At 65.7% G+C, this 22,948-nt stretch carries 23 protein-coding genes and 1 pseudogene; 19 read left to right on the top strand and 5 right to left on the bottom strand.

What is annotated here, in order from left to right; translation table 11 throughout:
• Both F0311_RS00710 and F0311_RS00705 read right to left on the bottom strand, forming a co-directional pair.
• Positions 1-272 (bottom strand): annotated as a pseudogene (locus tag F0311_RS00710) (UDP-glucose 6-dehydrogenase); the annotation flags it as partial.
• 211 nt (positions 273-483) lie between these two features.
• A complete protein-coding gene (locus tag F0311_RS00705; RefSeq protein WP_396897403.1) occupies positions 484-1,269 on the bottom strand; it encodes an IclR family transcriptional regulator in 786 nt (261 codons plus the stop codon).
• Between the two features lie 169 nt (positions 1,270-1,438).
• Between F0311_RS00705 and leuC the strand changes: the two genes are divergently transcribed.
• The 13 genes from leuC (at position 1,439) to F0311_RS00640 (ending at position 15,508) form a co-directional block, all read left to right on the top strand.
• A complete protein-coding gene (gene leuC / locus F0311_RS00700) occupies positions 1,439-3,004 on the top strand; it encodes a 3-isopropylmalate dehydratase large subunit (RefSeq protein ID WP_150460042.1) in 1,566 nt (521 codons plus the stop codon).
• A 59-nt stretch (positions 3,005-3,063) separates the two neighbouring features.
• Positions 3,064-3,663, top strand: a complete 600-nt coding sequence (gene leuD / locus F0311_RS00695) for a 3-isopropylmalate dehydratase small subunit (protein WP_150460041.1) — start codon at positions 3,064-3,066, stop codon at positions 3,661-3,663.
• A 139-nt stretch (positions 3,664-3,802) separates the two neighbouring features.
• On the top strand, positions 3,803-5,125 hold the full coding sequence (gene murA / locus F0311_RS00690) for a UDP-N-acetylglucosamine 1-carboxyvinyltransferase (protein WP_150460040.1): 1,323 nt from the start codon (positions 3,803-3,805) through the stop codon (positions 5,123-5,125).
• 28 nt (positions 5,126-5,153) lie between these two features.
• The gene (locus F0311_RS00685; protein ID WP_150460039.1) at positions 5,154-5,915 is read left to right on the top strand and encodes a lysophospholipid acyltransferase family protein; all 762 of its coding nucleotides are present in this window, start codon (positions 5,154-5,156) and stop codon (positions 5,913-5,915) included.
• A complete protein-coding gene (locus F0311_RS00680) occupies positions 5,912-6,970 on the top strand; it encodes an NAD(P)H-dependent glycerol-3-phosphate dehydrogenase (protein ID WP_150460038.1) in 1,059 nt (352 codons plus the stop codon). Before F0311_RS00685 ends, F0311_RS00680 begins: the two co-directional genes overlap by 4 nt.
• Positions 6,963-8,102: a D-alanine--D-alanine ligase family protein gene (locus tag F0311_RS00675; RefSeq protein WP_150460037.1), complete on the top strand. Its 1,140-nt coding sequence runs from the start codon at positions 6,963-6,965 to the stop codon at positions 8,100-8,102. Before F0311_RS00680 ends, F0311_RS00675 begins: the two co-directional genes overlap by 8 nt.
• Positions 8,103-8,181: 79 nt before the next feature.
• On the top strand, positions 8,182-8,496 hold the full coding sequence (locus F0311_RS00670) for a DUF3039 domain-containing protein (RefSeq protein WP_223881041.1): 315 nt from the start codon (positions 8,182-8,184) through the stop codon (positions 8,494-8,496).
• A gap of 99 nt (positions 8,497-8,595) precedes the next feature.
• Positions 8,596-10,404: a DEAD/DEAH box helicase gene (locus F0311_RS00665; protein WP_191089665.1), complete on the top strand. Its 1,809-nt coding sequence runs from the start codon at positions 8,596-8,598 to the stop codon at positions 10,402-10,404.
• A 185-nt stretch (positions 10,405-10,589) separates the two neighbouring features.
• Positions 10,590-11,171: a GNAT family N-acetyltransferase gene (locus F0311_RS00660; protein WP_150460036.1), complete on the top strand. Its 582-nt coding sequence runs from the start codon at positions 10,590-10,592 to the stop codon at positions 11,169-11,171.
• A 1,081-nt stretch (positions 11,172-12,252) separates the two neighbouring features.
• Positions 12,253-13,173: a hypothetical protein gene (locus F0311_RS00655; RefSeq protein ID WP_150460035.1), complete on the top strand. Its 921-nt coding sequence runs from the start codon at positions 12,253-12,255 to the stop codon at positions 13,171-13,173.
• 21 nt (positions 13,174-13,194) lie between these two features.
• Entirely contained in the window at positions 13,195-13,869 is a 675-nt protein-coding gene (locus F0311_RS00650; RefSeq protein ID WP_150460034.1) for an ASCH domain-containing protein, read from the top strand.
• 320 nt (positions 13,870-14,189) lie between these two features.
• On the top strand, positions 14,190-15,149 hold the full coding sequence (locus F0311_RS00645) for a hypothetical protein (RefSeq protein ID WP_150460033.1): 960 nt from the start codon (positions 14,190-14,192) through the stop codon (positions 15,147-15,149).
• Positions 15,146-15,508, top strand: a complete 363-nt coding sequence (locus tag F0311_RS00640) for a GntR family transcriptional regulator (RefSeq protein ID WP_223881037.1) — start codon at positions 15,146-15,148, stop codon at positions 15,506-15,508. The genes F0311_RS00645 and F0311_RS00640 overlap by 4 nt, the downstream gene beginning before the upstream one ends.
• Before the next feature lie 4 nt (positions 15,509-15,512).
• Here the strand turns inward: F0311_RS00640 and F0311_RS00635 are convergent, their stop codons facing one another.
• Positions 15,513-16,157, bottom strand: a complete 645-nt coding sequence (locus F0311_RS00635; protein ID WP_150460032.1) for an isochorismatase family protein — start codon at positions 16,155-16,157, stop codon at positions 15,513-15,515.
• A gap of 206 nt (positions 16,158-16,363) precedes the next feature.
• Entirely contained in the window at positions 16,364-17,707 is a 1,344-nt protein-coding gene (locus F0311_RS00630) for a nicotinate phosphoribosyltransferase (protein WP_150460031.1), read from the bottom strand.
• A 14-nt stretch (positions 17,708-17,721) separates the two neighbouring features.
• Here F0311_RS00630 and clpS point away from each other — a divergent pair, with 14 nt between their 5' ends.
• From clpS to F0311_RS00600, 6 genes are read left to right on the top strand one after another with little or no spacing between them, the layout of a single operon-like run.
• Positions 17,722-18,018 (top strand): ATP-dependent Clp protease adapter ClpS, encoded by a 297-nt coding sequence (gene clpS, locus F0311_RS00625; protein WP_150460030.1) that lies wholly within the window; start codon positions 17,722-17,724, stop codon positions 18,016-18,018.
• A 3-nt stretch (positions 18,019-18,021) separates the two neighbouring features.
• Complete coding sequence (locus tag F0311_RS00620) at positions 18,022-18,753, top strand: DUF2017 family protein (protein ID WP_150460029.1); 732 nt, start codon at positions 18,022-18,024, stop codon at positions 18,751-18,753.
• Positions 18,754-18,794: 41 nt separating this feature from the next.
• Complete coding sequence (locus F0311_RS00615) at positions 18,795-19,595, top strand: MBL fold metallo-hydrolase (protein WP_150460028.1); 801 nt, start codon at positions 18,795-18,797, stop codon at positions 19,593-19,595.
• Positions 19,596-19,639: 44 nt separating this feature from the next.
• Positions 19,640-20,380 carry a ribonuclease PH gene (rph, locus tag F0311_RS00610; protein WP_150460027.1) on the top strand — a complete coding sequence of 247 codons (741 nt, stop codon included), beginning with the start codon at positions 19,640-19,642 and terminating at the stop codon, positions 20,378-20,380.
• A complete protein-coding gene (gene rdgB, locus F0311_RS00605; protein WP_150460026.1) occupies positions 20,377-21,042 on the top strand; it encodes an RdgB/HAM1 family non-canonical purine NTP pyrophosphatase in 666 nt (221 codons plus the stop codon). The genes rph and rdgB overlap by 4 nt, the downstream gene beginning before the upstream one ends.
• A 3-nt stretch (positions 21,043-21,045) precedes the next feature.
• Entirely contained in the window at positions 21,046-22,161 is a 1,116-nt protein-coding gene (locus F0311_RS00600; protein ID WP_223881035.1) for an exonuclease domain-containing protein, read from the top strand.
• On the opposite strand, the gene F0311_RS00595 is transcribed toward F0311_RS00600, so the two are convergent.
• Complete coding sequence (locus F0311_RS00595) at positions 22,151-22,864, bottom strand: hypothetical protein (protein WP_150460025.1); 714 nt, start codon at positions 22,862-22,864, stop codon at positions 22,151-22,153. The two genes, F0311_RS00600 and F0311_RS00595, sit on opposite strands and share 11 nt — an antisense overlap.
• Positions 22,865-22,948: the final 84 nt, after the last annotated feature.

The following is a 22,948-nucleotide window of genomic DNA, read 5'->3' as shown; positions in this document are numbered from 1 at the left end:
GTGCCTACTGCGATGAAATGCACATCAGCCCAGGAGCCGATCTGGTCCATGCTGGTGGTGAAGCGCAGCCGGCCGGTATCGACGTGTTTGCGGATCAGCTCCGGTAGCCCGGGCTCATGGAAGGGCAGCTGGCCTCTGGAGAGTGAATCGATCTTCTCCGGGTCTACGTCCACGCCGATGACGTTGAATCCCAGTTCGGCCATACACGCGGCATGGGTGGCACCCAGATACCCGGTACCGATCACACTGATGTTCTCCACTTGAGCAGTCATACCGGCTATCCTAAGCGGTCAGCAGGCGCAACTGGTGAGATGTGAGCCACGTGACGCGCCGACTCTGGGGAGCGCACCTTGGGTTCGAGCTTGGGTTCGAGCTTGCGTTCGGTGGTCACCTATGACGATAAATCAGGTCAAAAACACGCCGAATTGTCGTTGCAAGGGGCCACCGAACGGAGTGGGAGGGTGCTCTCGGGGTCAGGCCAGCTCATTTGAGCTCAGTTTCCGGATTTATGCGCACCAGTTCGGTGAGCTGATGGGCCGCCCCCACCACGGAACTGGCGAACTTGCGTCCTGGCTGGCGGGAGAGCCGCTCGATGGGCCCGGAGATCGAGACCGCAGCGATCACCCGTCCGGAGGGCCCGCGCACCGGGGCTGAGACCGAGGCGACCCCCGCCTCACGCTCACCCAGAGATTCGCCCCAGCCGCGGCGCCGGACACCAGCCAGCACAGTGGGGGTGAACCGGGCGCCCTGCAGGCCCTCCACCAGTCGCTCATGATCCTCCCAGGCCAGCAGCACCTGCGCCGCCGACCCGGCCTTCATGGACAGCTGGGTGCCCACTGGAATCGAGTCGCGAAGCCCGATGGGGCGTTCGGCTGAGGCCACGCACACCCGGGCATCGCCCTGCCGCCGGAAGATCTGGGAGGACTCCCCGGTGACATCGCGCAGCTTCAGCAGAATCGGACCGGCTGCGGAGACCAGCTGGTCATCCCCGGCCGCAGTGGCCAGCTCCTCCATCCGGGAGCCGATCACATAGCGTCCGCGCACATCACGGGCCAGGAACCGGTGGTGCACCAGGGCGCTGGCCAGCCGGTGCACCGTGGGTCGGGCCAGGCCGGTGCACTCCACCAGCTGGGCCAGGGTGGCCGGGCCGGCCTCCAGGGCGTCCATAATCATCACCGACTTATCGATGACGCCGATGCCTGAGGGGGAGCGCAGCGTGGCGAGCCCCTCGGGGCTGGCGCCGCCCTGCGCAGCAGTCTTCTGAGCCATGGTGAACAGTTTATACGCAGGTCTCACATAATGAGACCTGCACGCGGTGCTCTAGAGCCTTCCAGGCAACAGTGGTTCCCTATAAGTGACGCCCTACCGGGCGAGGCGCCGTCGTTCTTCACCACCATGAAAACCCACGACGGCGCCCATAAGACTTCTGGAGGAACTCATGGCTGAGAACTCGGCTGAGAAGCCGCTGACCCTGGCGGAGAAGGTCTGGCGCGACCATGTGGTGGTTCGCGGTGAGGACAAGGACGGGCAGCGCAGCCCGGACCTGCTCTACATCGACCTGCACCTGGTGCACGAGGTCACCAGCCCGCAGGCTTTCGAGGGACTGCGGCTGGCCGGGCGCCCCGTGCGCCGACCAGACCTGACCATCGCCACTGAGGATCACAACACCCCCACCCTGGAGATCGACAAGCCGATCGCCGATCCAGTCAGCCGTAAACAGGTGGACACCCTGCGCACCAACGCCCAGCAGTTCGGCATCCGGCTGCACTCCCTGGGCGATGCGAACCAGGGCATCGTGCATGTGGTGGGCCCCCAGCTGGGCCTGACCCAGCCCGGGATGACCGTGGTCTGCGGGGACTCCCACACCTCCACCCACGGGGCTTTCGGCTCTCTGGCCATGGGCATCGGCACCTCTGAGGTGGAGCATGTGCTGGCCACCCAGACCCTGCCGCTGAATCCCTTCAAGACCATGGCGATCACCGTCAACGGCACTCTGCGGCCCGGGGTCAGCTCCAAGGACATCATCCTGGCGGTCATCGCCAAGATCGGCACCGGCGGCGGCCAGGGCTACGTGCTGGAGTACCGCGGGTCTGCCATAGAGCAGCTGTCCATGGAAGCCCGGATGACCATCTGCAATATGTCTATCGAGGCTGGCGCCCGGGCCGGGATGGTCGCCCCGGATGAGACCACCTTTGAGTACGTCAAGGGCCGTCCGCACGCTCCGCAGGGTGAGGACTGGGAGGCCGCTGTTCAGTATTGGCGGTCCTTGCGCACCGATGAGGGGGCAGAGTTCGACGTCGAGGTGGTGATCGATGCCGATGAGCTGGACCCCTTCGTCACCTGGGGCACCAACCCCGGCCAAGGTGTCAGCCTCAACGATTCGGTACCGGACCCCACCCAGTTCCACGACCCGGTGGACCGCGAATCCGCCGAACGGGCCCTGCAGTACATGGACCTAGATCCCGGCACTCCGATGAAGGATATCCGGGTGGACACCGTGTTCCTGGGCTCTTGCACCAACGCCCGGCTGGAGGACCTGCGCAAGGCCGCTGAGATCATCGAGGGCCGGCAGAAGGACCCCGAGGTGCGGATGATCGTAGTGCCTGGATCGGCCAGGGTCCGCCTGGACGCTGAGGCCGAGGGCCTCGACCAGGTGTTCAAGGACTTCGGCGCCGAATGGCGGTTCGCGGGCTGCTCCATGTGCTTAGGCATGAACCCCGACCAGCTGGCTCCGGGGGAGCGCTGCGCCTCCACTTCCAACCGCAACTTCGAGGGCCGGCAGGGCAAGGGCGGGCGCACTCACCTGGTCTCCCCGGTGGTGGCGGCAGCCACCGCGATCCGCGGCACTCTCTCTGCGCCCTCCGACGTAGGTGCTGGTCTCGGCGGCGGGGACGGACCCCTGCCCTCCGGGCCCCGCGCGGATGCGCAGCAGCCGGGTGGGCAAGGTCAGGGAACCCCGCTCGCCTCTGGTCCGCGTGCAGTGGCCGCGGACTTCGCGCCTTAGAGTCGGCGCCGTCGTTATCGCTCCCGCCTGATAGGCATACCTCCCAAGGAGAACATCTGATGGAACCGATCACCACCCATACCGGCATCGGAGTGCCGCTGAAGCAGTCCAATGTGGACACCGACCAGATCATCCCCGCGGTGTTCCTGAAACGGATCACCAAGACCGGGTTCGACGACGCACTCTTCCATGCCTGGCGGAAGAAGCCTGAGTTCGTGCTCAACCAGGAACCGTTCAACCAGGGCACGGTCCTGGTGGCCGGCCCTGACTTCGGCACCGGATCCTCCCGCGAGCACGCTGTCTGGGCGCTGAAGGACTATGGGTTCAAAGTGGTCATCTCATCCCGGTTCGCCGATATCTTCTACGGCAACTCCGCCAAACAGGGCCTGTTGGCCGCCAAAGTCGCTCAGCCTGATGTGGAGCTGATCTGGAAAGAGCTGGAGAGACAGCCCGGCACTGAGATCACCGTGGACCTGGAATCATGCACCGTGCGCTGCGGCTCGGTGGACGCCACCTTCGAGATCGACAACTACACCCGTTGGCGGCTGATGGAAGGCCTCGACGATATCTCTCTGACTCTGCGTCAGGAAGAGCACATCAGCACCTACGAGGCCACCCGTCCCGGGTTCAAGCCCACCACCCTGCCTGCCAAGGTCTGACTTTCGGCAGGGCAATCCTTGAGGGAACGGGCGTCGTCGTGCTGAGCTCAACTGGGCCATCCAGGTAGTTCCATGCTTTTCGGGTACAGTGGCATGGCCGAGAATCCGCCGACTCGATCCGAAGGGACCACCTGACTCTATGGCCAAGCTGCTCACCATTCAGGGTGGTAAACCACTGCAGGGTGAAGTGCACGTTCGAGGGGCTAAGAACCTGGTGCCCAAGTCGATGGTGGCCTCGCTGCTGGGGTCTGAGCCCTCACAGCTGCGCAACGTCCCGGAGATCAAAGATGTGGAGATCGTCACCAATCTGCTGACCATCCATGGGGTGAAGGTGGACCGGGACTCCACCGGTGGGACGATGAGCCTGGACCCGCGGGAGACTTACTCTGCTGAGCACTCCGAGATAGACGCCTATGCCGGTGACTCCCGGATTCCGATCCTGTTCTGCGGGCCGCTGATGCATAAGAACGGTGAGGCCTTCATTCCTGACCTGGGCGGATGCCGGATCGGTGACCGGCCGATCGACTACCACCTGGAGGTGCTGCGGAACTTCGGTGCCGTGGTGGACAAGCAGCCTAACGGCATCCATATCTCTGCACCCAAAGGCCTGCGCGGGGCCAAGTTGGAGCTGCCCTACCCCTCAGTGGGGGCCACTGAGCAGGTGCTGCTGACCGCAGTGCTGGCTGAGGGCATCACTGAGCTGAAGAATGCCGCAGTCGAGCCGGAGATCCATGACCTGATCGCCATCCTGCAGCAGATGGGCGCGATCATCACCGTCTACACCGACCGGACCATCCGGATCGAGGGGGTGGCTCGGCTCTCCGGGTTCAAGCACCGGGCGATCTCGGACCGCAATGAGTCTGCCTCATGGGCCTCTGCCGCCCTGGTGACCAAGGGAGACATCTACGTCCGGGGGGCCGCCCAGCGGGACCTGACGGCGTTTCTGAACATCTACCGCAAGATCGGCGGGGAGTTCGAGGTCGATGACGAGGGGATGCGGTTCTGGCATGCCGGGGGGCCGTTGAAGCCTCTGGTGCTGGAGACTGATGTGCACCCCGGTTTCATGACCGATTGGCAGCAGCCGATGGTGGTGGCTCTGACCCAGGCCCACGGTGTCTCGATCGTGCATGAGACGGTCTATGAGAACCGATTCGGGTTCACCAATGCGCTCAAGCGGATGGGAGCCAGCATCCAGCTGCACCGCGAATGCCTGGGGTCCAACCCCTGCCGGTTCGGGCAGCGCAACTTCCTGCACTCGGCGGTGATTTCCGGGCCCTCCGAGCTGAAGGGCGCCGACATCGACATCCCGGACCTGCGCGGCGGATTCTCCCACCTGATCGCAGCCCTGGCGGCAAAAGGCACCTCGAACGTGACCGGGATCGAGATCATCTCCCGCGGCTACGAGCATTTCATCGACAAGATCGCCGGACTCGGCGCCGAGATCACCATCTCCGAACGCTGAGACTATCTGCCCGGTAGGGTTTGGAGACATGACAGAACCACTGCGCCGTTCCCTCCGCTGGCACGTGGCGGCCGGGATCGTCCGATCCGCTATGAACCTAGTCCTCGGCAAGCAGTGGCGCGGCGCGGAGAACCTTCCGGCCGGCGGCTTCATCGCGGTCACCAACCACATCAGCGAACTCGACCCCCTGGCGGTGGGCCACGCGGTGTACTCCGCCGGCTACACCCCGCACTTTCTGGCAAAGGACTCCCTGTTCCGCGCCCCGGTGATCGGCCCGGTGGCCAAAGGCCTCAAGCAGATCCCGGTGGCTCGCGGCGACCGCACAGCAGCCAATAAGTCCCTGGAGGTGGCCCGCGAGGTGCTCGCCGGGGGCGGGGTGATCATCATCTACCCGGAAAGCACCCTCACCCGAGACCCGGAGCTGTGGCCGATGCGCTGCAAAACCGGTGCCGCCAGGCTGGCCCTGACCACCGGGGCTCCGCTGGTGCCCATCACGCACTGGGGTGTCCAGCACTTCCTGCCGCCATACGCCAAAGCTCCCAGACTCTTCCCCCGCAAGAAGTATCAGCTCGCTGTGGGCGAGGCCATTGATCTGGAGGATCTGCGCCAGAAACCGCTGAGCCGCACCGTGCTGGCCCTAGCCACTCAGCGGGTGGAGGATGCGCTCACTGCCGGAGTCGCCCACCTGCGCGGAGAGCAGCCGCCCGAAGACATCTGGGACCGGGCACTGAACCAACGGGTGCCCCGCAACCAGCTCAAGGCCCCCGGCGGCAAGGAGACCAGCGGATGAACCCGCATGAGATTAACGCAGAGAAGATCGCCGTCCTGGGTGCCGGCTCCTGGGGCACCACCTTCGCCAAAGTCCTCGCTGATGCTGCAACAGGCAACGACGACGCCCCCATCCAGGTGCAGATCTGGGCCCGTCGGGCTGAGGTGGCACAGCAGATCACCAGCCAGCACACCAACACCAGCTATCTCGGTGAGATCGGGCTGCCTGATTCGGTGAGCGCCACCGAGAACCTGACTGCGGCAGTGACTGGGGCAGGCGTCGTCGCACTGGCCCTGCCCGCCCAGCACCTGCGCAGCCACCTGGCGGAGGTGAAGGCTGCGCTGAGCCCGCAGGCTGTGGTGGTCTCGCTGATCAAAGGCCTGGAGCGAGGCACCAACCTGCGAATGTCGGAGGTGATCGCCGCGGAGCTGGATCTGCCCGAGGCCCAGATCGCGGTGGTCTCCGGACCCAATCTGGCCATGGAGATCGCCCGCGAGGAGCCCACCGCCTCTGTGGTGGCCTGCCGGGATGAGACGACCGCTGAGCGGATCGCCGGGCTGTGCAGCGCCCGCTACTTCAGGCCCTACACCAACACCGATGTCACCGGGGTGGAGATCGCCGGGATCGTGAAGAACATCATCGCCCTGGCAGTGGGGATCTGCGACGGCCAGCAGCTGGGCGATAACTCCAAAGCCTCGGTGATCACCCGCGGCCTGGCCGAGGCCACCCGGCTGGCCGCAGCCCTGGGCGGGAAGCTGGAGACTTTCTCCGGGCTGGCCGGACTCGGCGACCTGGTGGCTACCTGCGCCTCACCGCTGTCCCGCAACCGCAGCGCCGGCCGGCTGCTGGGCAAGGGGCTCACCCCGGAGCAGGCCGCCCAGCAGATGACCCAGACGGCCGAGGGCATGAAATCAGCCTCCGCCGTGTTGGACCTGGCCAGCCAGCACGGGGTGGAGATGCCGATCACCGAGGCAGTCACCGCAGTCCTGGCCGGTCGGCTCCCGGTGGAGAACATCGCCAGCCTGTTGCTGGCCCGCGAGCTGAAGGCCGAACAAGAGGGGGTGGCCCATGGTTGAGACCTCCAAACCCCGCGTTCTGGTGCTCTACGGCGGCCAGTCCTCCGAACACGCGGTCTCCTGCGTGACAGCTGCCGGGGTGCTGGGCGCCATCGACACCACCCGGTTCGAGGTGGTGGAGATCGGCATCACCGCAGCCGGCCAGTGGACCAGACCGGTCACCGATCCACGCAGCTACAGCTTCGGCGGGGCCGAACTGCCCCGAGTGGAGTCCACAGCCGCCAGCGTCCAGCTGCACCCCGGGGACGGAGGCACTGCAGAGCGCAGCGCCGAACTGGTAGAGATCGGTCCAGATCTCAGCACCACCTCGCTGGGTCGGGTGGATGTGGTTCTGCCCCTATTGCACGGGCCCTTCGGCGAGGACGGCACCCTGCAGGGGCTGCTGGAGCTGACCGGGGTGCCCTATGTGGGCGCCGGGGTGCTGACCAGCGCGGTGGGCATGGACAAGCACTTCATGAAGCTGGCCTTCACCGCAGCGGGCCTGACCGTGGGGCGCTGGGAGACCATCACCGCCCGGCAGTGGACCCGGGACTCCGGTGCTTGCTTGGAGCGGGTGCGGCGTCTGGAGCTGCCGGTGTTCGTCAAACCCGCCCGCGCCGGCTCATCCACCGGCATCACCCGGGTGGACGACTGGTTGCAGCTGGAACAGGCTCTGGAGACCGCCCGGAAGTTCGACCCCAAAGTGATCGTGGAGCAGGGGATCGACGGTCGCGAGATCGAATGCGGTGTGCTCGGCTCTGCCGACGAGGCTCCTGCGCGGGCCTCAGAGTGCGGGGAGATCGTGGTGCACGATGGTGCCCAGTCCCACCAGTTCTACGACTTCAACGCCAAATACACCGACGCCGCCGCGGCCGAGCTCTCCTGCCCCGCCGACCTGCCTGCCCAGGTGCGTGAGGAGATCCGGCGCCAGGCGGTCATCGCCTTCGACGCCATCGACGGTGAGGGCATCTCCCGGGTGGACTTCTTCTATACCCGCGATGGCGGCGTCGTCATCAATGAGGTCAACACCATGCCCGGATTCACCCCGATCAGCATGTACCCACAGATGTGGAGGGCTAGCGGTCTGGATTACACCGAGCTCATCACAGAGCTGCTCAACCTTGCGCTCAACCGCCCTGTCGGGCTGCGATGAGCATCTCCAGCACTCCACACAGCTACTCAGGTTCGCTAGACTTGGTGGCATGATGTCCTCCACACGTGAGCTGTTCCGGATGCACACTGCCGATCCCGCCACTGCCCCGGCCCCTGGTGGTGCAGCCACCATTGAGCGGGAACACACCCCGCAGATTTCTGAGCCCGGTGATCATGAGCGGTTCAGCCACTACGTGAAGAAGGACAAGATCATGGAGTCGGCCCTGGAGGGCAACGCCGTGGTGGCTCTCTGCGGCAAGGTATGGATCCCTTCCCGCGATCCCAAGAAGTTCCCGGTCTGCCCCGAGTGCAAAGAGATCTATGAGGGCCTCAAAGAAGGCGAGGGCTCAGGCAAGGGCGGCGGCCGTGGACTCTTCGGATTCGGCAAGAACTAGGCCGCTGCCGTCTCCCAGGGTCCCGCTGTAGCCGTAGTCGGGCGCAATCCGTTTCTGCTTCTCTGATCTAACCATTCAACGAAGGTGCATACTGCTGCTGTGACCGATACTTCCGGGGTTCAGACCGACACACTGTTCGAGGTCGGCACAGATGTTGGCTCACAGCTGCCTCCGGTTTATCCGCACCGGGCTGCCCACGGCACCGCCGGCACCCTGCGCCAGTGGCAGCAGGAAGCCCTGGACCTCTACATCCGCAAGCGCCCCCGCGACTTCATGGCTGTGGCCACTCCCGGGGCCGGCAAGACCACCTTCGCCCTGCGTGTGGCCAAGCTGCTGGTCGAGTCCGGGGAGGTCAACCGGATCTTCGTGGTGGCCCCCACCGAGCATTTGAAACGGCAGTGGGCAGATGCTGCAGCCCGGGTGGGTCTGGCCATCGACCCCAACTTCAAGAACAGTGACGGCCGGCACGGCGCCCAGTTCATCGGTGTGGCTGTGACCTACGCCCAGGTGGCCAATAAGCCCGCCCTGCACCGGAACAAGACTGAGGCCGGGCGCACCCTGGTGGTCTTCGATGAGATCCACCACGCCGGGGACTCGCTGAGCTGGGGTGAGGGCGTCCGAGAGGCCTTCGACCCGGCGGTGCGCCGACTGGCACTGACCGGCACCCCGTTCCGCTCGGACACCGCAGCCATTCCCTTTGTGGACTACGTCAAGGACAACGATGGGGTGCTCCGCTCCGCAGCCGACTACTCCTACGGCTACGGGCCGGCCCTGCGTGACCATGTGGTCCGCCCGGTGGTCTTCATGGCCTACTCCGGGAACATGCGCTGGCGCACCGCCTCCGGTGAGGAGATGGAGGCCGCCCTGGGTGGGGCAGCCACCAAGGACATCACCAACCACGCCTGGCGCACCGCACTGAACCCGGAGGGGGAGTGGATCCCGGCAGTGCTCCGCGCCGCCCATCAGCGGCTGCGGAAAGTGCGGGACAAGATCGACGACGCCGCCGGCCTGGTCATTGCCACTGATCATGAGGCTGCCCGGGCCTATGCCGCCCAGCTGGACGCGCTGACCGGTCAGCGCACCACCGTGGTGCTCTCTGACGATAAAGAGGCCTCCCGGAAGATCGAGGAATTCAGCGCAGACGGTTCCAAGTACTGGATGGTGGCCGTGCGGATGGTCTCTGAAGGGGTGGATGTGCCCCGGCTCTGTGTGGGCGTCTACGCCACCTCCACCTCCACCCCGCTGTTCTTCGCCCAGGCGGTGGGACGCTTCGTGCGGCTGCGCAGGAAGGCCGAGGTGGCTTCCGTGTTCCTGCCCTCAGTTCCAGTGCTCACCGAACTGGCCGGGGCCATGGAGGCTGAGCGGGACCATGCCCTCGGCGTGCCCGGCGGTCAGCAGCCGGAAGATGAGGAGATTCTTCCGGAGGATCTGCTGGCTGAGGCAGAGCGGGAGGAGAGAGCCTCCGATGAGCTGGCCAAGGGTGAGTTTGCTGCCCTAGGCTCCTCTGCGGCCTTCGACCGGGTGATGTTCGACGGCGAGGAGTTCGGCCTCGGCGGTGCGGTCGGCTCCGAGGAGGAGCTCGACTTTCTGGGTATCCCCGGCCTGCTGGAGCCCGCCCAGGTCTCCGAACTGCTGCGCAGGCAGCAGGCCGAGCAGCTCAAACGCCGCCCCAGCGGCACCCAGATTCCCCAGGGCGACGTCGTCGATCACCGCCAGCTCAAGGCGCTGCGCACCAAGCTCAATAAATCCGTCTCGGCCTATGCTGCCAAGACTGGCATGCACCAGGGCGCCATCCACACCAGGCTGCGCGAGAAATGCGGCGGTCCGCCGGTAGGCCAGGCCACCCAGGACCAGCTCGAGGCTCGGCTCAAGCAGGTCCAACTGTGGTTTATCGGCGGAGGCCGGTGAACCGCGCCTTGAATCGCCTGCGCGGCGGGCAACCATTCATCGCTTCGGGAGCTTCAGGCGCCAGCCCCTAAGTTCTGCTCGGTTCAATCGGTCTCGGAAGAGTGCGTGCAGCACTCTTCATTCGGCTCAACCGGCCTGGGTTTCCAAGAGCCTGATCGTTCCGGCTTCTGGATAGAGTTGAAGACATGAGTGACTATCAGAGGCTGCGGGAGTGGGCAGCCGGACTGTTCCGTGGGGAGAAGCTCACGCTGCGCCCTGTCGAGGATGCCGACATCGAGATGCTCTGCGATTGGTGGGATCACCCGGACATCACCCTGTTCAACGAAGGCAACATCGTGCGGCGTCGCCGTGAAGAGAATGCTGAGATGTTCCGGCAGTGGGCTGCGAATAAGGACGACTCGGGCTTCGGCTATGCCGCTGAGGCTGACGGCCAGTTGGTGGGCCAGGTCTCAGTGCATTCGATCAAGGCGCCGGCGATGATCGGCAAGCTCGGGATGGTGGTGGGGCCTGAGTTCCAGGATCGGGGCTATGGCACCGATATCCTGGAGGTCGCGCTGCGCCTGGCCTTCACCGAGTACGCCTGCCGGAAGGTGGAGCTGATCGTCTTTGGGTTCTCCGACCGAGGGATCCACACCTATGAGAAGGTCGGGTTCCAGGTGGAGGGCCGCCGCAGGGGCAGTGTCATGCACGCCGGGAAGTGGTACGACGACGTCTCCATGGGCATCATGGCCGAGGAGTACTTCGCTCGCCGTCCCCGCCCGTTCTAAGCTGATAGCTCCATCGGGTCTTGGGTTGGGTGTGGCGCGGCACAGGGCTGCAGGGCTGGGGCAGGGAAGGCCTTGGGCTGGGGCTGGGGGTAAGGCGGGACAACTCCTGGAGCGCTCAGTCGCTCTGCAGAAAGCTCAGGGCTGGGGAGGGGAGTCGGCCACGTCCAAGTGCGTTGGGTGTGGCATTTACACAGGGACCCAGGACTGGGGGCGAGGTGACACTAGGTCTTTCGCGCTGGACGCCGAGTTTGGCGCGGCGCAGGGCTGCAGGGCTGGGGCAGGGAAGACCTTGGGCTGCCGACACGACAGGACAGCTCCGAGAGCACTCACTCGCTCTGTAGAGAGCTCAGGGCTGGGGAGGGTGTTGGCGACGTCCAAGTGTGTTGGGTGTGGCTTTTACACAGGGACCCAGGACTGGGGGAGAGGTGACACTGGTCTTTCGCGCTGGACGCCGAGTTTGGCGCGGCGCAGGGCTGCAGGGCTGGGGCAGGGAAGGCCTTGGGCTGCCGACCCGACGGTGGGTCAGCCCCGGCTCACTCCCACCTCTTGCCGCCGCGCTGTCAGCAGGGCAGCTGCCAGAAGGTAGACAGCCTGGCTGGCCTCGATTCAACATTGGCTGGGGCCCCTTACCCCGGAGTGGTCCGGATCTATGTCGCAGGAGGAGCCGTGATAGATGGCTTGGGGGACGTGGAGCAGGAGCAGGGTGGCGAGGGGAACGAGGAAGTCCGGCCGCCAGAATGAGACACAGAGGGAGCCAGGAAGGCGCACCCGGCGAGTTTGCTCCCTCTATGTCTCGAGTTTCGTCTCAATTGGGGATGGGATGAGACGTTCGGGGAGCCACTTTAGCCTTTGTCGGCTCACAGCTCCCTTAACGTCTCAATAATGAGTTATCCACAGGTCTCAGTCGGTGTGATGGCGTGAAGCTCTGAGAGCACCCAGACTTATCTTTATGAACCAAACAACAACTAACAACGCAAAACTCACCCTTATGCGCGCCGGCCGAAGTAAGGGCCACTCCAAGGCCACGCTTAACCGGCGAGTCCAATGTGGTGAGCTGAGACGACTGCGACCGGGAATCTTTGTGAGCACTAAAGAGTGGGAGTCAGCGCGCTTGAGCGAACGGCACCGGGCGTTTGGTGCCGCAATGGCCCTGACCCGGCCATCGGCGGTTCTCTGTGGTGTGACCGCACTGTCCATGTACACCGCTCCACTGATGACCTGGCCGAGAGAAGTGCATCTGAGGTCTAGGCGCACCAAGGACCGAGGTCGGCGCCGGACCCCGTACTTCCCCGTCCAGGGGCTGGCCCCTCTGAAGCCAGCGGGTATGAGCCGGGCGGAGGCGCAGCAGGGACTCGAGTCTGGGGAGCTTGGAATCCAGGCAATGAAGGTCAACGTGCCCGGAGTGGTGTTTGAGGATGGCAGCCCGGTGAAAGTGAAGGTGGAGCCGCTGCCGTATGTGCTGGTAGATACCTTGCCCGGCCTACCCCGGCAGGAAGCGATCATGGTGCTCGACGCCGTGCTGGCTGGCAGATACGGATATGGCCAGTCTGTGCAGGATACCGACTTGGACGCTGTGGAATATGTGCTGAAGAAGCAGGATGCGGAGAGCTGGAAGAGGCTGCGGGCTTTCGCCGATCCTCGATCAGAGAGCCCGGGCGAGTCGCGGTGCCGGGTGCTTATCGATGACCTGGGGTTTGCCCCGCCCGAGCTGCAGAAGGATCTGGATCTGCCGCGGGTGGGACGGGTTCGTGTGGACTTCTGGTGGGAGGATGTGGTCTGCGAGTTCGACGGCATGGTCAAGTACACCCGAGGGTTCACCACGCAGGCCCCAGAAGAGGTGATACAGCAGGAGAAGCTCCGTGAGGACGCACTCCGGCTGCTGGATTACCGCGTGGTCAGGCTGACCTGGGATGACCTCAACCACCCCGATGAGCTGGGCCGCAAACTGCTGCTGGCCGGAGTCCCGCACCGGGCTCTGCAGCAATTCCGGGCCGCCGCCTGAGCAGTTTGATACTCTGCCCGGGTGGAGCCGAATGCGTCCGAGAGGCGGGTCATCGAGACAGCTGAGACGCTGGCCCGCACCCTGGGCGATGATGAGAACCACACGGTGGCCAGTGCTGCCATGGACACCTCCGGGCGTATTCATACCGGCGTCAATGTCTATCACTTCACCGGCGGCCCCTGTGCTGAGCTGGTGGTACTGGGTGTCGCGGCCGCGGCCGGAGCCGGCCCGCTGGTCACGATTGCCGCAGCCGGGGATGAGGGGCGCGGGCTTATTCCACCCTGCGGCCGGTGCAGGCAGGTGCTGCTGGACATCCATTCGAATGTGATGGTGGCGGTGCCCACCGCAGCCGGCCCGCAGATGAGGCCCATCAGAAAACTGCTGCCTGACACCTACGTGTGGCCGGACTCGAGCACCCAGCAGGTGGTGCGCTTCAACAAGCGCTACTACGCCGCCGTGGCAGCAGGGGAGAAGACCAGCACTATCCGCTATGACGATCCGCTCGCCCCGGGCCCGGTGATCTTCTACTTCGAGGACGACGAGGAGAACCGCACGCTGACCGGGGAGGTGCTCAGCGTTGAACAGCAAGGCTTCTCGGCTCTCACTGCTGGCCTTCAGCAGGGGCTCAGGCAGCACTATCCCCATATGCCCGAGGACGCCGACGTTGACGTGGTGACCTTCAGCGTCTCTTCCTGAGATTCATGGTGGGGAGGCCCGGCGCCTCACCGCACCGTAGGATGAGGGGAAATGGGGAGTGACCAAGAGTGATGATGGGCTCGAGCATATCCGCCGGTTTCCCGCTCAACGCTCTATGAGGTCGTCCAGCGGGAAATAGCTAGTGGTGACCTGCCGGGGAGGCGGTGTCCTCCTCCTTGGTTTTCCCGCCACGAAGCGGGCTTCTGGGGATGGTCGTCAGCTACTGGGTCTACTGGGTCGGACAGCAGGTGAAGGAATGCCCCTTGCAGGCACTTATGTATTGATACATAATGGATTGTGTCAATACGAAAGGAACGGTTATGAGTCTGCTCTTGTGGAGTGCCATTGCGCTGGTGCTGCTGCCCGCCTACACCTCCTACCGCTCCTGGGCATCGACGCCGCCGAAGCGCAGCAGCCCCAAGTGGCGGCCATGGTTCGAGCGTCAGGCAGGACTGCCGATGCCTGAGGACCTCCAGCAGCCGGTGATTGATCGGATCACCAACCATGAGCGCTGGGCCAGAGTCGGCGGACTGGCCGGCTGGACAGCAGGGGCGGTGTTCCTGCTGGTGGTGGGACGCCAGAATGACCTGGGAATGCTGGTTCTCAGCACGCTGATCCTCGGCACTATGCTCGGCGGCGTGCTGGCGGTGATCAACGGCAAGCACCAGCTGTCTCCGGATGCCCCACGCTATGCTCGGGCCGAAGCGGTGAGCCTCGCAGACTATGTGCCGCGCGGAGAACTGATCACCGTGCGGCTGGCGCCGGCGGCGGCGCTGGTACTGGCCGGTGCAGCGGTGGTCATCCTGCAGGTGGCGCCGCTTGAGCTCCCGGAAACTCTGGACTGGGTCAGTTGGATGTGGATCCTCTGGGTCACTGCCGGCCTGACGCTCGCAGCCTGGGCGGGATTCGAACTTGTGGCCAGACATGTGCTCAATCAGCCCCAGCACGCAGGCTCCGAGCTGGAGTTGGCCTGGGACGACCACTGCCGCTCGGAGGCTATCCGCAATTTTCAGGGGCTGCCGATGTTCCTGGTGCTGCTGACCGGCCTCTCTGCCCTGGCAGCAGTGGGGCTGGTGACCACCAACTCGGAGGTGCGTGAGGGGGCCATGGGGGAGACCCTGGCCACCGGATTCACCATGCTGCTGGTATTTGGCGCGGTGACGGCTGTGGTACTGGTTCCGGCGATCAGCGCAGCTCTGCGGAAGCCCCGCCAGCATGTGCTGCGCCGGCTCTGGGCCGGTCATGGCTTCGGGACCGTGCCGGCGCAGGAGCAGCCATGATCCTCCGGGTGGACCCCGCCGCACCCGCAGCCCCTTATGAGCAGCTGCGGGACCAGCTGGTGGAGCAGATCCGCAGCGGGGCGCTGAAGCCCGGTACTACGCTGCTGCCAGTGCGCAGGCTCGCCGGGGACCTCAGGGTGGCGCCGAACACCGTGGCCCGCACCTACCGTGAGCTGGAACACGCCGGATATGTGAAGGGGCAGGGACGCCGCGGCACCGTAGTCCTGGGCCCTCCCACCCGACAGGGAACGGACGACGCCGCCGAACTCACCCGGGACTATCTGCAGGCCATGGCTTCCCATGGCTTCACCCGGGAGCAGACAGTCTCCTACCTGAAGCAGGCTGCGGGCCGCTCCTAGGGCTTCAGAGGTCCTGGAGGGAGGTCACTGTGATGCCTGCCTCCCTGAACTCCTCATAGGTCTCAGCGATCTTATCCTCGCTGACGCCCACGGTCAGGTCAGTGATCACAGTGACCGCGTAGTCATTCTCCGCAGCGTCAAGGGCAGTGGCTCGTACGCAGTGATCAGTGGCGATTCCCACTACGGTCACCGACTCGATGCCCTGCTGCTGCAGCCAGCTGTCCAGATCCGGGGCCTCAGAGGGGATGACGTCCTCGGGCTGCACCTTGATGCCCTTCTCACCCTCAAGGATGCCCACCCGCTCCGGATCCCCGAGCCGGCCCTCGAAGCCGGAGTAGCCGTCATCGTAGAGACCCTTGAGGAACCGGGCTTCGATGTAGTCGGTGTCCAGGTCCTCATGGAGGTCAGCGCCCTCAGTGCCGGCCACACAGTGCACCGGCCAGGAGCGTACGAAATCAGGCTTCTCGGCGAAGTGAGCACCCGGGTCGATATGCCAGTCCTGGGTGGTCACCACCGCGTCGTACTCGGCGTGGTTCTCCTCCAGGAACTCACTGAGGTCAGCGGCGACCTGGGCTCCGCCCTCCACAGCGAGCGCACCGCCCTCACAGAAGTCGTTCTGCACATCCACGATGATCAGCGCCTGAGCCATAATCCACTCCTCACTCTCGGTGTGCTGCTGCCCACCAGCCTACCGGCTGCAGAGGCCGTGAGCATCGCGAAGCGGCGATTTCAGACCCGAAGGCCAGCGCCAGGGTGGCCCAAAGGCGAGCGGGGGCCATAATCTCCGAGGCAGGGGACCCGTGCAGCCCACTGGCGGTGCGGGCCACCTCAGGGAGACCCGCCGCCGGGACCAGCTCAGACAAAGAGGGTCGGGATGACCGGATCGCCGTCGGAGAGGCGGTGGGCGTCCACGGGCAGTTCCGCCACTGAGTCCCGGTGGCGCTGTGCAGCACGCTGCACACCATCGGCCCCGGTGAACCCGGGCTTGACTTCCCCGCCGACCACCAGCGGCACCAGCAGCGTTCGCCCCATATAGCCGGCATCCGCCACGGGAGCCGATGCCGCGATGATCTCAGCCTCGGCATTCCCGTGATCGTCCAGGCTGCGCAGCGCCTGCTTGGCGCCCCCGGCGCTGGCCTTGCCCGGGGAGACCTTTTCCACGGAGACCTGTGCACCTGTGTCATCTTCGCGTTGCACCAGTTTGTAGACCATCGATGCGGTGGGCGCTCCGGAGCCGGTGACCAGTCGAGTACCCACCCCGTAGGAGTTCACAGGGGCTGCTGCCAGGCCGGCGATAGCGTGCTCGTCCAGATCAGAGGAGACAATGATCTTAGTCTCCCGGTTGCCCAGGGAGTCCAGCAGTTTCCGCACCCAGAAGGCCTGCTCCACCAGGTCCCCGGAGTCCAGTCGCACCGCGCCCAGCTCACGCCCGGCGATCTGTACCGCCTTACGCACCGCGGCTTCGACATCATAGGTGTCCACCAGCAGAGTGGTGCCCGGTCCGAGTGCCTCGACCTGGGCGGCGAAGGCCTCCTCCTCAGAATCGTGCAGCAGTGTGAAGGCATGGGCCGCGGTGCCCAAGGTGGGGATGCCCCAACTGCGCCCGGCCTCCAGATTGGAGGTGGCCGCGAAGCCCACCACTGCGGCCGCCCGCGCCGCTGCAGTAGCAGAACGCTCCTGGGTGCGCCGGGACCCCATCTCCACGCAGGGCCGGCCGCCCAGAGCAGGGGGCCCACCGGCGGCCATCACCATCCGGGAGCCGGCCGAGGCCACAGCGGAGTCGTGGTTGAGCACTGAGAGCACAAAGGTCTCCAGCAGGCAGGCCTCGGCGAAGGAAGCAGTCACCTGCAGCACCGGGGAACCCGGCAGGTACACCTCACCTTCGGCATACCCGGCGATGTCCCCGGAGAACCGGTAGCCGGCAAGGAAGTCCAGGGCGGCGTCGTCGACGATTCCCCGGGACTCCAGGAAATCCAGCTCAGCCTGCCCGAACCGGAACTGCTCCAGCCCTTCGAGCACCCGCCCGGTGCCGGCCACCACCCCGTAGCGGCGTCCAGCCGGGAGCCTGCGGGCGAAGACCTCAAAAGTGCACCGCCGGTGCGCGGCCCCGGAGCGCAGAGCAGCTTGCACCATGGTGAGTTCGTAATGGTCGGTCAGCAGGGCAGTGGGCAGGGCAGTGGAAGCAGCCATGGTGCACATCCTAGACTTGACCCATGACCACCGCAGGATCCACCCTCACCCAGGAGGAGACCGACCTCCACCTGGGCACTGTGGCTGCCAAGCCCTACCAGGTAGTGGTGTGGAACGACCCAGTGAACCTGATGAGCTATGTGGCTTGGGTGTTCCGCAGCTACTTCGGCCATTCCAAGGCCAAGGCCAAGAAGCTGATGCTCCAGGTCCACCACGAGGGCCGGGCAGTGGTGGCCACCGGCCCGCGGGAGAAGGCCGAGCGTGATGTCACCGCCATGCACGGCTACGGACTGCAGGCCACCATCGAAGAGGCCGAATAGCGGATGGCTCGGGCATTCCGCGCCACCACCCGCGGCTATAAGGCAGACCTGGAGTCCCATGAGCGGCGCCTGCTCTCCCAGCTCTGCGCCGATGTGATCACCATGCTGGAGCAGAGGACGCAGGAAGTGAGCGGTGACCGATTGAGCCGAGAGGAGACTCGCAGCGATGCGGAGCCTCCCGAGGCGATTGAGGGAACGACGAACCGCAGGTTCGCCGACACCGCCCAGGAGCCCGGAGACGACCCCTTCGTCCACTTCCGCCGGGAGCTGGCCGGACTGGGAGCAGGCCTGGGGGAGGAGACTGAAGCAGACGGCGTGGTACCCCCATCCGATCCTGCGCTGGCCCGGCTGCTGCCGGAGGCCTCCTCTGACCCAGAAGAAGCGGCTCAGTTCCGCCGGCTGGCCGAGTCCTCGCTGCGTGAGTCCAAGATCGCTGATCTGCGGGCAGCCCGGCTGGCCCTGGAATCGGACCCGGTGACGCTGACCGAGGAGCAGGCCCCGGTGTTCGGCCGTGCACTCAACGATGTGCGGCTGACTCTGGCCGCCCGCCTGGGCATCGAGGACGAGGCCGATGCCGAGCAGGTCCACCAGCGGGCCGGACGCGGCCGGGCCGCCACCACCGATGACTTCATGGCCGAGCTCTACGCCTTTTCCACCTGGCTGCAGGAGACTCTGTTCTCCGCGATGCTGGAGGTGATACCCGATGCCGAAGGCGATGTCGCAGACCAGGACTGAATATCACGCCGGACTCCCAGTGCCGCTATGCTGAGCCACATATGAAACTGACGATCATCGGCTGCAGCGGGTCCTTCCCGGGACCGCACTCAGCGGCAAGCTGCTACCTGGTCAGCCACGAGCACGCCGGCCGCACCTGGCGGATCGCTCTTGACTTGGGCAGCGGAGCGTTGGGACCGCTGCAGAAGCACATCGCGCTGGAGGACTTAGACGCAGTGTGCCTGAGCCACCTGCACCCTGACCACTACATGGATCTGACCGGGCTGCACATAGCGGTCAAATGGCGCCCCGGCGGCTGGCCTGCCGAAAGGATCCCGGTCTACGGACCGGCGGGCACCGATGAGCGGATTGCGGTGGCCCACGGGATTGAACCTGACCCGGGTATGCACTCTGAGTTCGACTTCCGCACCTGGACGCCGGGGGCGACCGCTGAGATCGGTCCGTTCCGGATCACCCCGGTGATCGTCCGGCACCCTATCGAGGAGCCCTACGCACTGCGCATCGAGGTAGCTGACGACGGCGCCCCAGGGGATGGCCCCGGAACCCGGATACTCGCCTACTCCGGTGACACCGACAGCTGCGAAGGGCTCATCGAAGCCGCCCAGGGGGCCGACGTGTTCCTCTGCGAAGCCGCCTACCAGGACGACCGTGATGAGGAGCTGGAAGGCATTCACCTCAACGGCGACCGGGCCGGGGCTGCAGCCGCCGAAGCCGGAGTTGGCCGGCTGCTGCTGACCCATATCCCCGCCTGGACCGACGCAGCGGTGGTGCGGGAGCACGCCGCCAAGCGATATGACGGAAATATTGCGGTGGCCGCCGCCGGAGTCACCTATCAGATCTGAAACGTGGAGAAAATATCCCCAGAGAAGTTCATGCAGGAGGGTTCATGAGTCAGAAGTACGCACGCGCTGACGGGCGCAGCATCGACCAGCTGCGCGAGGTGTCCATCACCCGGAACTGGTCCGCCCACGCCGAGGGCAGCGCTCTGATCGAATTCGGGAACACCCGGGTGCTGTGCACCGCCAGCTTCGAGTCCGAGGTGCCGCGCTGGCTCAGGGGCCAGGGCCGCGGCTGGGTCACCGCCGAGTACGCCATGCTGCCCAGGGCCACCAACACCCGGAACTCCCGGGAGGCGGTCAAGGGCAAAATCGGCGGTCGCACCCACGAAATCTCCCGGCTGATCGGCCGGTCGCTGCGCGCGGTAGTGGACTTAGAATCCCTGGGAGAGAACATGATCACCCTGGACTGCGATGTGCTGCAGGCCGACGGAGGCACCCGCACCGCTGCGATCACCGGGGCGTTTGTGGCCCTGGCGGACGCCATCGAATGGGCCCGCGCCGAGGGCCACGTCCGTAAGCGCGCCGAGGTGCTCACCGACTCGGTCTCCGCGATCTCAGTGGGCGTGCTGCCCGACGGCACTGCGGTGCTGGATCTGCCCTATGGGGAGGACTCCACAGCGGGCACCGATATGAATGTGGTGGTCACCGGCTCCGGGGACTTCGTGGAGGTCCAGGGCACCGCCGAGGGTACCCCCTTCAGCCGTGACCAGCTCAATGAGCTGCTGGACCTGGCTGTGGCCGGCTGTGCCCAGCTTACCGATATCCAGCGGCAGGCCCTGGCCGAATGAGCGTTCCGGTGAACACCGCTCCGCAGGGTGCCCGGATTGTGTTGGCCACCTCCAACCCGGGCAAACTGCGCGAGTTCCGCGCTCTGCTGGCCGACCAGCCCCAGCTGGGCCATCTGGACCTGGAGCGGGTGGTCGTCGATGCCGCCAGCGCCGGGGTGGGGGATATCCCGGAGACCGGGGTGAGCTTCGAGCAGAACTCCCTGCTGAAGGCTCGCACCGTGGCGCAGCAGACCGGACTGCCGGCGGTGGCCGATGACTCCGGCCTCGCCGTGGAGGTGCTGAATGGAGCGCCGGGCGTCTTCTCAGCACGCTGGGCCGGTGCGGCCGCCAGCGATGAGACCAACCGTCAGCTGCTGCTTCAGCAGCTGACAGATATCCCCGCAGAGCACCGTGCCGCCGCCTTTGTCTGTGTGGCCTCCCTGGTGGTGCCAGGAACAGATCACGACGCCGCCCCGGCTGAGTTCACTGCCGAAGGGCGACTGGAAGGTAGGCTGCTCACCGAGGAACGAGGTGAGGGCGGTTTCGGCTACGATCCGGTGCTGCAGCCGGTGAGTGAGACCCGCTCCTGCGCGGAGCTGCCGATGGCGGAGAAGAACGCCATCTCGCACCGCGGCCAGGCCTTCGCCCAGCTGGCCCCGCGCATCGTGGAGGTGCTGAGTTAGCACATGGCAGTATCAGCATCTCCGCTCGGCGGTGCTCTGGCCGGACTGCGCCCGCCGCGGGTCAGGGGCCTGAACTTCACCGCCGTGGACTTCGAGACCGCCAACGGATTCCGCGGCTCCCCTTGTGCCATCGGCATGGTGCGCATCCGCGACGGCAACGTGGACGAGCTGTACTTCAGGCGGATGCGGCCCCCGGCCGGGTTCGACCGGTTTGACCCCCGGAATGTTGAGATCCACGGGATCACTCCGGAACGGGTGGCTGGTGAGCCGCGCTTCAGCGAGCTCTTCGGGGAGATCCGTGAGTTCATCGGCACCGACATTCTGGTGGCGCACAACGCGACTTTTGACACGGAGGTCTTCGAATCCGCCCTGGAGGTCTCCGGGCTGGACTCCCCGGGCGGACTGCGGGCGCTGTGTTCGGTGCGGCTGGCCCGGGTGGTCTACCAGCTGGACTCCCATACCCTGCCCAGGGCTGCGGCTGAGGCTGGCTTCCAGCTCAAACACCACCACCATGCGCTGTGGGACGCCCGGGCGGCTGCGGCCATCGTGGTGGACATCGCCGAGCGGCAGCGTGTCACCCAGCTGGACCGGCTCTTCGCCGCCCACCAGATCGAGGCTGAAGAGCTGGAGGCCTGGAGCTCTCCGCGGGCCTATGAGTCCCGTGCCACCCGCCAGGCGCGCAGCTACGCACAGCTGTTCGACGCCGCAGCCGAAAGTGTCAGCGATGAGATGCTGCCGGACCTGATGCGCTGGCAGGACGAGGGCAGGAACCTTCCGCCCAACCCTGAAGCCGACCCGGAGCACCCGCTCTGCGGGCAGCATCTGGTGTTCAGCGGGAACCTGGCCATTCCGCGGCCTGATGCCAAGGCGCTGGCCGCCGAGCACGGGGCCATCACCTCATCCAAGGTCATCGGCGCCACTACCATGCTGGTGATCGGCGACGGGGTCGGCCTGCAGGACCTCGAAGCCGCAGAGAACAACCGGGCCATCCCACCACTTCAGGCCCGCAAGGTCCGCGAGGTCCTGGCGCGCCGGGCAAAGGGCCAGTCCATCCGGCTGCTGACCGAATCAGCCTTCCGCGAGTTGCTGGGTGAGAAGTGGCCCCTGCCTAAGCCGTAGTCTCCTTCCAGCGGCGGGCGAGGTCCGCCACCACTACAGTGAGCAGCTCGTGGCGCGCTCCAGGAGCGGCGGGGGCAGGGAAGTCTGTGGCCCGGCGTCGTGCCTTCTCCACCAGCTCAGGGTGCCCGTGGGTGAGGCAGACCGCTGCGGCTGCCCAGTTCTGCTTCATCTCAGTGCCCACATACGGCACCAGACTGATGGGCACAGTGCGTATCAATGTCTTATGGGCCGACCTTCGGCTGTGGCTTTCCTCAATCGCCTCGGAAGACCTGGCGCCAGCGCGGGCATTCTCTCCGCCCAGTCGGTCACCGTCCCGTGTCCAGTCTGCCGGGGTTTTCATCTCTCCGTCGGCCAGTCCGGCAAGGGAAGCATCGGCGCTGCCGGGGATGACCTCCGCCCCTCCGGAGTCCAGGATCAGCTTCAGAGCATGGTCAGTGGGACGCGGCGGCGGCTCCGGGGCTCCTGCAGGGAAGCCGCCAGTGATGATCCGGTGCCAGCGCAGAGCGGCCAGCCACATGCTCGCGGCCGGATCGGCCCCGGTGCCCTCCTTGGCCCACTGGAGGATCTCCACCAGTCCCTCAGCCAGGCACAGCGCCAGCAGCGTCTCGGCATGCACCGGTTCGTCCGGCCCCGGCAGCAGCCCGAGCATCACCGGCTCGAAGCGCTCGATGAGCTGAGCCTCAGCGGCAGTTTCAGGTGTCACGAAGGGTAAGGATACCGCTGGATGCGCCGTCAGCCGGGGTTGCGACAATTCCGATCTCCGGGGCGGGCCGTAAGGTGAGGGTGA

This window comes from Nesterenkonia ebinurensis (genome assembly GCF_008711175.1).
In the GTDB taxonomy this organism is placed as follows: domain Bacteria; phylum Actinomycetota; class Actinomycetes; order Actinomycetales; family Micrococcaceae; genus Nesterenkonia; species Nesterenkonia ebinurensis.
The sequence above is the reverse complement of the archived record's forward strand: the minus strand, read 5'-3'. Positions and strand labels throughout refer to the sequence as shown.